This is a genomic window from Promicromonospora sp. CA-289599 (genome assembly GCF_050936155.1).
GTDB lineage: Bacteria > Actinomycetota > Actinomycetes > Actinomycetales > Cellulomonadaceae > Promicromonospora.
Map to the genome: position 1 here is coordinate 590,558 of NZ_JBNJNI010000001.1, position 13,013 is coordinate 603,570.

Genomic DNA, 13,013 nt, shown 5'->3' on the forward strand with positions numbered 1-13,013 from the left:
TCAGAGCATGCGGCCGACGACCCGGCGCCGGACGACGACGCCGACGTGCATCGCCAGCGCGGCATAGAAGCACAGGTGCGCGGCGATGTGGAGCGGCACGAGGTCGCTGCTGCCGACCACCAGCGCGATGCCGGTGGCCGGGACCACGAAGAGCATCGCGAGCAGGGTCTGCTCTGCCCGGTGCAGCACCTTGCGGTCGGTCCGGGTGAGGCGTGGGTCCCAGGGCGGCAGCGACGTCGTGCGGCGCCAGACGACGCGCACGACGCCGATCGCGACGATCGCGAGGCCGAGCAGGACGTGCCAGCCGGGCAGCGTCAGGCCGCCGGCCGGGTCCCCGGCCCACAGGTCCCCGGTCCACAGGTCCGCCCAGGCAGTGCCGACGGCGTCCTCCGCACCCTCCTCGCGGACATCTTGTGCCTGCTCGCACCGGTCCTCGCGCTCGTCGAGGCGCTGCTCCTCGGCGTCGGAGGTGTCGCCGCCGCTGCGGTCCTCACCCGGCGGGTCGCAGTCGACGTCGGGCACGTCGGCCTTGTCGTCCATCACGTAACCGACGGCGAGCTGGGCCAGGAGCAGCGCGACGGTCGACCAGTGCAGGACCTTCGTGACGACCCCGTAGCCGTGCTCGCCGTTGCGCCACCTCATGGGCGTTACCTCACCCCAGATCGGCTCCGGCGTCCAGCCCCGCGCTCCAGGGCACCTCCACGTCGAGCACCCAGGTCACGCCGAACCGGTCCCTGACCATGCCGTACAGCGGAGCCCAGGCCGCCTCGGCGAGCGGGACGACGACGGTCGATCCCTCGACGAGCCGCTTCCAGTACCGGGAGATCTCCTCCGCGTCGGCGCTCCGGACCGAGACGAACAGCGGGATCACGCCCGGTTCGTACGCGATGTGGGCGGGGACGTCGTAGGCCATCACCCGGAAGCCCTCGTCGGACGCAACCTGGCCCCACATGATCTGGTCGGCCTCGGCGGGGTCCGTCACGTTGTGGCCGTCCGCGTACGTGACGACGGTCGTCGAACCACCGAAGACCGAGTGGTAGAACTCCAGCGCCGCCCGGGCGTCGCCACGGAAGTTGAGGTGCGGGGTGGTGTTGATGGACATGTCTGCTCCTTGCAGCTCGTACCTGACGCAGCTCGTACCTGACGCAGCTCGTACCTGACAGCTGTGCCTGCGCCGGGCTCTTCCCGGCACGTCTCACTCTGGCAACAGTCAAGGACAGCGAAGGTCCTCTACTCTCCGTAGCCTCGAACCATGACCCCGACGACCACCACCACCTCGCGGCTGCTCGCCCTGCTGTCCCTGCTGCAGACGCGCCGGGACTGGCCGGGTCAGCTCCTCGCCGACCGCCTGGGCATCAGCCACCGCACGGTCCGGCGCGACGTCGACCGGCTGCGGGAGCTGGGCTATCGGATCCAGGCGACGATGGGGCCCGACGGCGGCTACCGCCTCGACGCCGGTTCGGAGCTGCCCCGCTGCTGTTCGACGACGACCAGGCGATCGCCCTCGCCGTCGCGCTCCGGACGGCCGGTGTCGCGGGCGCGGGCATCGAGGAGGCAGCGGTGCGCGCCCTGACCACGGTGCGGCAGGTCATGCCGTCGCGCCTACGGCAGCGGGTCGACGCCGTCCGCTTCACCGCTATTCCCGGCAGCACACAGGACGCCACCGTGCGGATGTCGCCCGACGTGCTCCTGACGCTGTCCACGGCAACCCGGGCTCGCGAGGTCCTGCGATTCGACTACGCGAGCCCTCGGCGGCGCGACGGCGAGAACGACGGCGCCGGCGACACCGCCGCCGGACCACGGCCCCCGCGCCGTGTCGAACCGCACCATGTCGTCACGGCGCGCGGGCGCTGGTATCTCGTCGCCTGGGACCTGGACCGCGACGACTGGCGTATCTTCCGCGCCGATCGGATCAGCCCGCGCACCCCGAACGGCCCCCGCTTCACCCCGCGCGAGGTTCCGGGCGGCAGCGTGCGCGGCTTCGTGTCGGCCCGCTTCAAGGGTTCCGAGAACATCGGTTCAGAGAACATCGGCTCAGAGAACATGGGTTCCGCGAGCGTGGACGCCTGGCCCTGCACCGGAAAGGTGATCCTCGGTCTACCGGCCGCCGCCGTCCTCCCGTTCGCCGGGGACGGCACCGTCGAGGACCTGGGCCCGCAGCGGTGCGGGCTGGAGTCCGGCTCCTGGTCCTGGGTGGCGCTGGCCGCCTCGCTCGGCCGGTTCGACGCCGACATCGAGGTCGTCGGCCCGCCACAGCTCAAGGAGGCATTCGGAAGGCTTGCCGCCCGGTACGCGGCGACCAGCACCTGACAGAGAGCCGTGCCACCAGCCACGATGCGAGCAAACCGGACATGTGGCACGGTGCGAGAGGTCAGCGGTCCAGCACCGGCCGCCATGCGCTCACGAGACCCGTGACCCAACGAGCCCGAGGTGACCATGCGCTCCTCCTGGTACTCCGACGCGATCATCTACCAGCTCGATCCCCGCCTCTATGCCGACTCGAACGACGACGGCTGGGGCGACCTGCGCGGCATCACCGAACGCCTGCACTACCTGCGCGGGCTCGGCGCCACGTGCGTGTGGCTGCTGCCGTTCTACGCCTCGCCCTTCCGGGACGGCGGCTACGACGTCTGCGACCACCTCGCGATCGACCCACGGCTGGGCGACCTGGCCGACATGGCCCACCTGCTCGAGGCCGCCGAGGACCTCGGCCTGCACGTCCTCGTCGAGCTGATCGCCCAGCACACCTCCGACCAGCACCGCTGGTTCCAGGAGGCACGGCGGGACCGGAAGTCCCCGTACCGCGACTACTACATCTGGGCCGACGAGCCGAACGACGACATCAAACCGATGTTCCCCGACGTCGAGCCCAAGACATGGACCTGGGACGACGAAGCGCAGCAGTTTTACCGGCACGCCTTCTACGCGCACGAGCCGGACCTCGCGCTCGACAACCCGCGCGTCCGGGACGAGCTGTACCGCATCGTCGCGTTCTGGCTGCGCCTGGGCGTCTCGGGTTTCCGGGTGGACGCCATGCCGATGATGCTCGAACGGGCCCGCGCCGCCCGCCCGGACACCGACGGCCAGTGGCTCGTCCGCGACATGCGGGCCGCCGTGTCCGGGCAGCGCACGGGGGCCGTTCTGCTCGGCGAGGTGGACGAGGCACCGGCCGAGGCCGCCCAGTACTTCGGGTCCGACGGTCAGGGCATGACGATGCTGCTCGACTTCTGGACGAACAACCACCTCTTCCTCGCCCTGGCCCGCGGCCAGGCCGAGCCGCTGGAGCGGGCACTGCGTAACCAGCCCGCACCCCCGGACGGCGCCACGTACGCGCACTGGCTGCGCAACAACGACGAGCTGAACCTGGTCCGGCTCGCGGAGGACGAGCGCACGGAGGTGCTCGACACGTTCGCCCCCGAGGACTCGATGCGGGTCTACGGCCGCGGCATCCGGCGGCGCCTGGCCCCCATGCTCGACGGCGACCCACGCCGCATCGCCATGGCGCACGCCGTCACGCTCTCCCTGCCCGGGCCACCGGTGCTGCGGTACGGCGACGAGATCGGGATGGGCGACGACCTCGACCGGCCGGAACGCGAGGCCGTCCGTACGCCGATGCAGTGGTCGTCGACGCCGTCGGCCGGCTTCTCGAACGCCGCACCGGAGAAGTTCCAGGCGCCCGTTGTCACCGGCCCCTACGGCCCCGAGCACGTGAACGTGGACGAGCAGAATGTGCGCGACGGCTCCCTGCTGCACCGGGTCGGCGGGCTGGTGCGCGCCCGGCTGGGGCTGAGCGAGCTCGGCCAGGTCCGGCCCGAACCGTGGGACGTCGGCGTCTCGTCCGTACTGGCGCTGCGCTACCTGGTCGAGGAGTCCAGCGTGCTCCTGCTCGCCAACCTCGCGGACGAGGACGTGGTGGCCGAGCTGCCGGCTGACGAGGTCTCGGCCCTCGAAGCCGGCCTCGCGCGCTACGTCGACGTGCACGTGGACCAGGACTACCCGCCCATCGAGACCGACGGACGTATCCCCGTCGCCGGGTACGGCTACCGGTGGCTGCGGCGCACGGTCGACGGCGACGCGGTGGACGACCCGGCAGTCGAGCCGGCCGGCGGGGACCCGGAGCGCGTCGCTTCCAAGGGTGAGGAGAAGCGATGACCGTCATCGGCTTCCACGTCTCCCACGAGCAGCTCCACCCCGCCGAGGGGCTCCGTGTGGCCCGGCTCGCGCAGGACGCCGGCTTCGACGCCGGGATGTGCTCCGACCACGTGGCGCCATGGAGCGAGCGGCAGGGTGAGTCCGGGCTCTCGTGGTCCTGGCTCGGCGCCGCGCTCGCCAGCACCGAGCTGTCCTTCGGCACCGTGTGCGCGCCGGGCCAGCGCTACCACCCGGTGATCGTCGCGCAGGCGATCGCGACCCTCGGGGCGATGTACCCGGGGCGGCTCTGGGTGGCCCTCGGATCGGGCGAGTACCTCAACGAGCACGTGACCGGCGAGCCGTGGCCGCCCAAGGCCGAGCGCGACGCCCGGCTGGCGGAGTGCGTGCAGGTGATCCGGGCGCTCCTGCGCGGCGAGGAGGTGGACCACAAGGGTCTGGTCGTCGCGCGTCAGGCACGGCTCTGGACGCTTCCCGAGATCATGCCGCTCCTGATCCTCCCTGCCCTGACCGTCGCCACCGCGCGCCGGCACGCCCCGTGGGCGGACGGACTGGTCACCGTGAACAAGCCGGTAGCGGAGCTGCGGCAGATGATCGAGACGTACCGGGAGGCCGGGGGCCAGGGCGAGGTCGCCGTCCAGGTGCACCTCTCGTGGGCGCCCACCGAGGCGGAGGCCGAGGCGACGGCGCTGAACCAGTGGCACACGCTCACCGGCCCGCCCGAGGTCGCCGCGGACACCGCCACGACCGCCGAGTTCGACGCCCTGGCCGCGGACGTCGGCATCGCGGACGTCCGGCGCGCGGTGCTGGTCTCGTCCGACCTCGGCGCGCTGACCGCCCACCTGGTCGCCCTGCGCGACGCCGGAGCCGACCGCCTCTACCTGCACCACGTGGGCAAGCACCAGGACACGTTCATCGGGGCGTTCGGCGAGCACGTGCTGCCGGCGCTGGGCTGAGCGGGCGAGTCAGGGGTGGGCGTGGGCGGCCGAGATCGTGCCCACCGACTCGTCCTCGGCGAGGACCACGAACTGGCCCATCATGCCGTCGTCCTCGTGCTGCAGCAGGTGACAGTGGTACATGTACGGCACGTTCGGGTCGGTGTGGTCGGTGAAGCGCATCGCCAGCCGGTAGCGCCTGCCCTGGACCAGCAGGACCGTGTCCTTCCAGCCACGCAGGTGCGGCTCCGGCTCCGCGCCGTCGACCGTGAGCACCTGGAACTGGACGTCGTGGACGTGGAAGTTGTGTAGGAACCCGTTGTCGTTGGTCACCTCCCACACCTCGACGGTGCCCTCGCGGACGCCGAAGTCGATGCGGTCCATGGCCATGGACCGGCCGTTGATCTGGTCCGACGCGAGCACGAAGGTGCGTTCGGCGGCGACCGTGGCGCCGGCCAGGTCGGGTGCGTCGGCGAGCCTCGCGGGGATCTCGGTGGGGAGCCCCGCGTCGTCGGACAGGGTGTCCGCGGCGCGGAACCGGCAGACGTCGAGGCGATCCTCGAAGCCATCGAGCCGGCCCGAGGCACCGCCGAGGCCCGGGGACGGGTAGGAGCGCAGGTCCACGGTCTCGCCGGGCTCGAAGGCCACGACGATCTCGGCGCGCTCACCCGGCGAGAGGTGCAGCCGGTCGGTCTCCCAGGGTTCGGCGAGCAGGCCGCCGTCGGTGGCGATCAGCGCGAACCGCCGGTCGTCGGAGAACCCGAAGTTGTACAGGCGGGCGTTGGAGGCGTTGAGCAGGCGCAGCCGCACGAGCCCCGTGGTGACGTCGAAGTACGGGCCGAGCGTGCCGTTGACGAGGATCTCGTCGCCGATCACCCCGAGCGAGCCCGCCAGCGGGATGCGGTCGACGAACTGGTTGTCCCGGTCGAATGCCCGGTCCTGGACGATCATCGGGACGTCGTCGACGCCGTACGTGGACGGCAGGTTCGGCTGGCCTGCTGAGTTGGCGGCTGAGTTGGCTGCTGAGGCGTCGGCTGAGCCGTCCTCGGCGTCGTCCTCGGCGTCGTCGATGATGAACAGGCCGGTCAGGCCCCGGTAGGTGTGGTCGGCGGTCGCCCCGTGCACGTGCGGGTGGTACCAGAGCGTCGCGGCCCGCTGGTCGACGGTCCACGCCGGCTCCCAGGTCGCGCCGGGCGCGACGGGCTGGTGCGGGCCGCCGTCCATCGCTGCGGGCAGGTGCATGCCGTGCCAGTGGAGCGAGGTCTCCTGGTCGAGGCCGTTGTGCACCGCGAGCTGAACGCTCTCGCCGCGGCGGGCGCGGATCGTCGGGCCGAGGTAGCTGCCGTTCACACCCCACGTGCGGGTCGCCGGCCCGTCCTTGAAGGCCGTCTCCCCTGCCTGGAGCCCGAGCGTGAACACCCGGGCCCCGGACGCAGCCACCGTGGACTCGGCGAGCGGCGGGATCACCAGCGGGGAGTCGAAGTCGATGGCGCCGACGGTGTCCCGCCTGGCGGTGGCGTAGTAGGTGCCGAGGCCGCCGGCCCCGAGGACCACCGCTCCCCCGATACCGATGCCGAAGATCTTCAAGACTGTGCGACGTTCCATGGCACGACGGTCCCCCGGACGGGGCTCGCGTCGCGTCGGCGAGAACTACGTAGACCCGTGAGCTAAGCAGACCTGAGGTCCGGCTGGTCCTTGAGCTGCCTGCGGGACGTGATGCCGAGCTTGCGGAAGATGTTGCGCAGGTGCGCGTCGACCGTGCGCGGGCTGATGAACAGCCGGGCGGCCACCTCGTTCGACGTCGCACCCGTGGCCACCAGGCGGGCGATGTGCAGCTCCTGCATGGTGAGCTGGTCCCGCGTGTGCCCCGACCGTGCGCGGGCGGTCTCGCCCGTGGCGCGCAGCTCGGCTGCGGCCCGCTGGGCGAACGCCTCCAGCCCGGCCCCGGACAGCAGCTCATGGGCGGTGCGCAGGTGGGGGCGGCAGTCCCGCCGTCGGCCCTCGCGGCGCAGCCACTCCCCGTACAGGAGGTGGGCCCGGGCCCGGTACGGCAGCAGCGGGCTCTGGGCGAGGTGGTCGAGCGCCTCCCGGTAGTCGTCCTCGCTCCCGGTCACCAGCGCACGGGCGCAGGCGGCGATACCCAGGCCCGACGCCGTCCCGCTCGCCTCGGTCCGTTCGGTAAGGGACTCCAGCGCGGCCCGGGCGGCGTCGAGCTCACCGCAGCGCACGGCGGCCTCGACCAGCTCGGGCAGGGCGATCGCGGCGATGTAGAGGTCGCCGTCGGCGGTGGCCCGCCGGGCGGCGTCGAGCGCCGCGGGATGGTCGGCGAGGCCGTTGTTCAGCACCGCCCGCGCCCAGTGCACGTTCGCGACGAACTGGCCGGCGCTGCGCGCGGAGGCCGTGGCGGTCTCGAACAGCGCGAGCGCCTCCTCGCGGCGTCCGCGCATCGCGGCCAGGTGCAGCCGGTGGTACATGACGGACGGGACGCCCGTCGCGTCGGTGATCGCCTCCTCCTCGGCGACGGCGGCCATCGCCCGGTCGAGGTCACCGGTCATCGCGGCGTGGGTGGCCGTCTGGGCGAGGCCCAGGCACAGGACGAGCGGCGAACCCGACTCGCGGCCGTGCTTCATGAGCCACTCGATGATCGTCGCGTGGGCCTGCGGGTCCCACAGCTCGGCCGCGAGCGTGATGGCGAGTGCCGGATGCCGGGTCCACATCGCGCCATCGACGCCGTCCAGGGCGGCCCGGAGCAGCGGCACCCCGGCCCGGTGCCCTTCCGTGGCCAGGACGGACAGCGCGTCCAGGATGTCGGGGGCGCGCCGGACAGGCTCCGCAGCAGACTGAGCCTCCGCCAGGACCCTGTCCATCACGCCGGTCCCCCGGCCGACGAGCAGGCTCATCTCGAGCGCCTCGAGGTAGATCTCGCGGGACCGCTCCGGAGCAGGCCCCGCGAGGCGGCCGGCCGCGCGCAGCATGAACGTCGGACCGCCGTCGTCCCCCTCCCGCACGAAGGCGATCTGGCCGCGCAGCAGGTCTGCCTCGGCAAGCTGTAGCTCGTCCAGACCCGAGCCCCGGCCCGAACCGTCGACGCCTGAACCGTCGAGGCCTGAACCGTCGACGGTGGTGAGCAGCTCGGCCGCGCGGTCGGCGGCGCCTGCCTCGAGCTGAGCACGCGCCGCCGTCAGCGTCCGTTCCACCCGTCTGCCGGCGTCCAGCGACAGCTCCGCGGCACGTTCCAGGAACGCCGCCGCGGCCACCACCCCGCCCCGCGCCCGGGCACGGGACGCCGAACGCTCCAGCTCGACCGCTACCTCGTCGTCCGGTCCGGCGCCGGCCTGCGCGCGGTGCCACGCACGCCGGTCCGGGTCCGCGACCGGGTCGGTCACCGCGCCGAGCGCCCGGTGCGCCCGCCTGCGCTCCTCCGTGCCCGCCGCCTGGTAGGCGGCCGCGCGGGCCAGCGGATGGAAGAAGCGGACGCGCGTGCCGAGCTCGACGAGCCCCGTAGCGGTGGCCGCCGCCCCTGCCCGCCCCACGTCGATGCCGAGCCGCTGCGCCGCGGGCCACAGCAGCCCGGGGTCCCCGGTCGGGTCGGCGCTGGCGATCGTCAGCAGCAGACGCGCGTCCGCGGGTAGACCGGCGAGCGTCGCCCGGAAGCCCTGCTCGACCCGGGTCGGCACCGGGGACGCGTCCGGTGGGGCGAACCCGCCGGCCCTGGGCAGGGCGAGCAGGGCCAGCGGGTTGCCGCGCGCCTCGGCGACTATGCGGTCGCGCACCTGCTCGTCGAGGGCCTCGTGGCTCTGCGCGGTGAGCAGGGCGCGGGCCTCCGCGTCGCTCAGCCCGCCGACGGTCAGGCTCGGCAGGCCGTCCAGCCCGTCCGGCTCACCCAGCCTGTCCAGGTCGTCCGACTTGTCCCGGTCGTCCGGCCTGTTCAGGTCGTCCGGCCTGTTCAGGTCGTCCGGCCTGTTCAGGTCGTCCAGCCCGCCCGGCTCGCCGGCCGGAGAAGGCAGCCGGACGGCGAACACCATGGCGACCGGCTCGGCGGCGATCCGCCGGGCGAGGAAGGTCAGCGCCTTCGACGAGGCGGCGTCCAGCCACTGGGCGTCGTCGACCAGGCACAGGAGCGGGCGTTCCCGGCCCGCGGCGGCGAGCAGGCCGAGGGCGGCGAGGCCCACGTGAAAGACGTCAGGTGTGCCCGTGGCCAGCCCGAACGCGACCAGGAGGGCGTCTCGGTGCTGCGGGGGCAGCTCGTCACGATGCTTCAGCACCGGTAGGCAGAGCTGGTGCAGGGCAGCGAACGGCAGCTCCGCCTCGTACTGGGATCCGGTGGCCCGGATGACCTGGAACGCGGGATCGCTCTGCTGGGCACTCTGCTGGGAGCCCTGCCGCGCACTCTCCAGCAGCGCGCTCTTGCCGATACCGGCCTCGCCGCGCAGGACGATGGCGCCGCCCCGGCCGATACGTGCGGCGTCGGTCAGCTCGCTGATGCGCCGGGCCTCGTTCCGTCTCCCGACGAGCGGCCCGCGCGGCCCGGCTGACGTTCGCATACGCGTACGTTAGCGAGAGCACCGACCGCGGCGAGAGCGTCGACCGCCCCGCGCCCGCCCGTTCGAGGCGGTCTACGCCGCGCTGTCGCGCACCACCCAGTCGGCCAGGGCTGACAGCGGGACCAGCAGCTCACGACCCCGCGTGGTGAGGCCGTACTCGACGCCCGGCGGGATCGTCGGGAACACGGTCCGGAAGACGAGCCCGTCGTCCTCCAGCGTCCGGAGGGTGCGCGTCAGCATCCGCTGGCTGATCCCGTCCACACGCCGGTGGAGCTCGTTGAACCGATGCGCACGCTCGGCGAGCAGCATGAGGACGAGCAGCGTCCACTTGTCGCCCAGCATCCGGACCGCGTGCGTGACCGGGCACGCTTCGTAGTCCGCCACCGGGACCTTTCCTGGCAGCCCGGCAGCGACGGCGGCGGCGACCATGTGGGGCACACCGGTGTTCCCATCTGACATGAAAGTGCCTTCTTCCGAGACGTCCGCGCGACGGTGAGGATCGATCCCGTCACCGTATCCAACGGGCGGCAAGTTGACGACGAGGAGACAAGAGTGAGCACCTCCCCCACGCTGCTGGTCCTGGGCGCCGGTCCCGGGCTCGGCATGTCGGTAGCCCGTCGCTTCGGCGCGGAGGGATACGACGTCGGTCTCGTCTCCCGCAGCGCCAATCGACACCAGGGCTACCTGGACGACCTGCGCTCGGCCGGCGCCCGCGCGGTCGCCGTCGCCGCGGACGTACGAGCTCCCGGCGAGCTGCGCCGCGCGATCGACGAGGTCCAGAGCAGGCTCGGGCAGATCGACGTCGTCTATCACGGGCCAGGCGCGGACAACCCCGCGGCTCCGCCCGTCGACATCCTGGAGACGGGTCCCGACGAGGTGCGCACTGCCGCCGCCCAGGTGGTGGAGCCCGCCGTCGAGCTGGCGGGGCTGGTCCTGCCCGGGATGCGCGAACGCGGCAGCGGCGCGATCGTCTACGTCGCGGGACTCAGCGCGCTGGTCCCACTGCCGTTCCTCGGGCCCTTCGCGCCGGCTTCGGCCGCCCTGCGCACCTACGCCCTGACTCTCGCCGAGGCCGCAGCGCCCGACGGCGTCCACGTCGGATCCCTGGTGGTCGGCGGACTCATCGAACGCGGCGACATCCACCGCATGCTGACCTCCCTGCCCGCGAACGCCGATGGCGCGCCCGGCCTGGACCTGCCCACGACGACCCTCGACCCAGACGACCTCGCCGACGCCGTCTGGCGCATCGCCGCGGGCTCCGAGCGCGAGATCGTGGCGGACGCCATCACGGTGTAGTCCGGGTTCGTCCCTCGGCTGCGGGGCATGTTCGCTGGAACCGGGCCGCCGAAGATCGGGCTGCTGCGGCCGCGGGTCCTGAGTGCGGAATCCGCTCGTCTAAGGCTCCGGTCCGGTCGGGTCCGGTCCGGTCCGGTTCAGCCGTGTGGCCAAGTTCGATCGGCTCGGTGGGCTCGGTGGGCTCGGTGGGCTCGGTGGGCTTGGCAGCGGGATCGGGCGGGTCGGGTCACGCCAGGTTCGGCCGGCCGGTCGGTCGGTTTCGATGGGTGGCGTCGGCTCGGTGGTCGGGTTGGTGTCGCGTGGTGGTGGGGCTTGGATGGGTTCGGGTAGGCGGATGCGGTGCCCGTAGGCGTCGGTGAAGGCCCATCCGGTCTCCAGCAGGGCACCGGTGGTCGCGTCGTTGTCGGTGGTGGTGGTCTTGCCGGTCCAGTGCATGGTGATGTTCTTGGTGTCGACGAGCTGGTGGTGGTACCAGCACAGCAGGGCACTGTTCGTCACCGACGTGTCTCCGCCATCAGCCCAGTGGGTGATCGCGTGGTGGACCTCGCAGCGTGAGGGTGGTTGGTCGCATCCTGGCCAGACGCAGTGCTGGTCCCTCGCGATGACGGCGCGTCGCATCTGTCCGGTCACGGTGCGTTGGGCGCGTCCGACGTCCAGGACGGCGCCGTCGGCTCCGAACACGATCCGGGTCACCGCACTGTGACACGCCAGGCGACGCACCAGGGCGCGTGGGGCACGCTCGCTGGTCTCGGTGAACACGGGACCACCAGACGTCAGCAATCCGGCCACTGCCGTCGGACTGGCTGTGTCGGTGCCTGCGGTACCCGCTGTGCCTGCGGCACCCGTTGCACTCGTTGCGTCTGGTCGGGTCGTGGAGCCGGGTCGGGTCTGTCCGCAGGTCAGGCACAGGCCGTCGCGGGTGCGGGTGACCTGGGTGACGAACTCGTTCCACGACACGGTCACGTTCAGGTGCGGTGCGATCGCTGCCCCTGGGGAGGCCTGGTTCGTGTCCAGCACCACCCGCGCGACGTCCGCGAGGCCTTGTGCGCGGCGCTGCGTCGTGGTCCGGGCGTCGTCCGCGGACGGGGCGCCCAGGACCGCGTTGATCGCGGTGCTGACCAGGAGGCCGTGCTCGTCGGTGAGGAACCCGGCCACGTGGTACCCGCCGAACGTCTTGGCCAGGTCGAAGAACTCACCGTGGGCTGCCTTGTCGTCATCGAGGTCGTCGGTGTCCGGGTCGGTCACGGTCGCGAACCGGCGCGCGACCGTGCGGAACTGGTCCGCGTTCAACACACCCGCTTCACGTAGGACGATGCCCTCACCCGTGACCAGGGTTCCCTCGGTGACCGCGGTCTCCAGGACCTGGGTGACCAGCTCCCGGGTACGGGTCCCGTCCGGGTCCTCGGCCGGGTCGGGGAAGTCGACCGGGACGCTCTGCACGAACTGTTCCGGGGTGGTGGTGTGCCCGGTACGGGTATCGATCAACCACGCCAACGCATCCGTACGCGTCTCGCTCGTGGGTGCGACCTCCGTCATCACGCGGGCGTGGTCGACACCCAGGGTTCCGGCGACCAGGCGCTCCCGGGTGGCGGGCAGCGCGGTCGCCAGACGCCGCGCGATCGTCATGTCCTTACCCGCCGTGCGCGCGGAGACCCCTTCACGCAGGCGCAACCAGGTCGTGAACGTACGCGTCATGCCACCCGAGCGCCAGGAACCCTCGTCCTCGATCCGGGGCAGCAGGGTGTAGCGGACACCGTCCAGGCGGCCGGTCAGCCGACGGATCCGGGTGTGGGCCTCGACCAGGCGGCCGATGCTCGGGGCGTCCCAGCCGGTCAGGGTCTCCGGGCTGGTCTGGGCGGTCAGCTCATCGACCGTCTTCTCGAGCAGGGCCAGCACGTCCTCGATCGAAGCCGCAGCGGGCAGGCCGCCGGTGGGCCCACTGTTCGTCGTCTGCTCCATCATGCCCACCCCCCGCTCGCCTCTAGTTTTCACTCCTTCGGTGCATCTATTATCTCGAACACTCGTGCGATCTGCTCGCCAGATTTCAAATCTGTGGATAACTTCTGACCGTCTCGACGCGGCCTCGGGT

At 72.2% G+C, this 13,013-nt stretch carries 9 protein-coding genes and 1 pseudogene; 4 read left to right on the top strand and 6 right to left on the bottom strand.

Annotated features, from left to right (window positions below):
• Both ACQEVI_RS02465 and ACQEVI_RS02470 read right to left on the bottom strand, forming a co-directional pair.
• Complete coding sequence (locus ACQEVI_RS02465) at positions 1–642, bottom strand: cytochrome b (RefSeq protein WP_432894301.1); 642 nt, start codon at positions 640–642, stop codon at positions 1–3.
• 10 nt (positions 643–652) lie between these two features.
• A complete protein-coding gene (locus ACQEVI_RS02470) occupies positions 653–1,102 on the bottom strand; it encodes a VOC family protein (protein ID WP_432894303.1) in 450 nt (149 codons plus the stop codon).
• Between the two features lie 150 nt (positions 1,103–1,252).
• On the opposite strand from ACQEVI_RS02470, the pseudogene ACQEVI_RS02475 reads away from it, so the two are divergent.
• The 3 genes and pseudogenes from ACQEVI_RS02475 to ACQEVI_RS02485 all read left to right on the top strand — a co-directional run bounded on the left by ACQEVI_RS02475 (position 1,253) and on the right by ACQEVI_RS02485 (position 5,105).
• Positions 1,253–2,310: pseudogene (locus ACQEVI_RS02475) on the top strand (helix-turn-helix transcriptional regulator).
• Positions 2,311–2,436: 126 nt separating this feature from the next.
• Entirely contained in the window at positions 2,437–4,152 is a 1,716-nt protein-coding gene (locus ACQEVI_RS02480) for an alpha-amylase family protein (RefSeq protein ID WP_432905766.1), read from the top strand.
• Positions 4,149–5,105 (top strand): TIGR03885 family FMN-dependent LLM class oxidoreductase, encoded by a 957-nt coding sequence (locus tag ACQEVI_RS02485; protein WP_432894305.1) that lies wholly within the window; start codon positions 4,149–4,151, stop codon positions 5,103–5,105. The genes ACQEVI_RS02480 and ACQEVI_RS02485 overlap by 4 nt, the downstream gene beginning before the upstream one ends.
• Before the next feature lie 9 nt (positions 5,106–5,114).
• Here ACQEVI_RS02485 and ACQEVI_RS02490 read toward each other — a convergent pair whose 3' ends face one another.
• The 3 genes from ACQEVI_RS02490 to ACQEVI_RS02500 form a co-directional block, all read right to left on the bottom strand.
• Positions 5,115–6,689: a multicopper oxidase family protein gene (locus ACQEVI_RS02490; RefSeq protein WP_432894307.1), complete on the bottom strand. Its 1,575-nt coding sequence runs from the start codon at positions 6,687–6,689 to the stop codon at positions 5,115–5,117.
• A gap of 62 nt (positions 6,690–6,751) precedes the next feature.
• Positions 6,752–9,628, bottom strand: a complete 2,877-nt coding sequence (locus ACQEVI_RS02495; protein ID WP_432894309.1) for an AAA family ATPase — start codon at positions 9,626–9,628, stop codon at positions 6,752–6,754.
• A gap of 72 nt (positions 9,629–9,700) precedes the next feature.
• Entirely contained in the window at positions 9,701–10,087 is a 387-nt protein-coding gene (locus ACQEVI_RS02500; RefSeq protein WP_432894311.1) for a winged helix-turn-helix transcriptional regulator, read from the bottom strand.
• A gap of 93 nt (positions 10,088–10,180) precedes the next feature.
• Here ACQEVI_RS02500 and ACQEVI_RS02505 point away from each other — a divergent pair, with 93 nt between their 5' ends.
• Positions 10,181–10,924 carry an SDR family NAD(P)-dependent oxidoreductase gene (locus ACQEVI_RS02505; RefSeq protein ID WP_432894313.1) on the top strand — a complete coding sequence of 248 codons (744 nt, stop codon included), beginning with the start codon at positions 10,181–10,183 and terminating at the stop codon, positions 10,922–10,924.
• 99 nt (positions 10,925–11,023) lie between these two features.
• Here the strand turns inward: ACQEVI_RS02505 and ACQEVI_RS02510 are convergent, their stop codons facing one another.
• Positions 11,024–12,883 (bottom strand): DUF222 domain-containing protein, encoded by a 1,860-nt coding sequence (locus ACQEVI_RS02510; RefSeq protein WP_432894315.1) that lies wholly within the window; start codon positions 12,881–12,883, stop codon positions 11,024–11,026.
• Between the last annotated feature and the right edge of the window lie 130 nt (positions 12,884–13,013).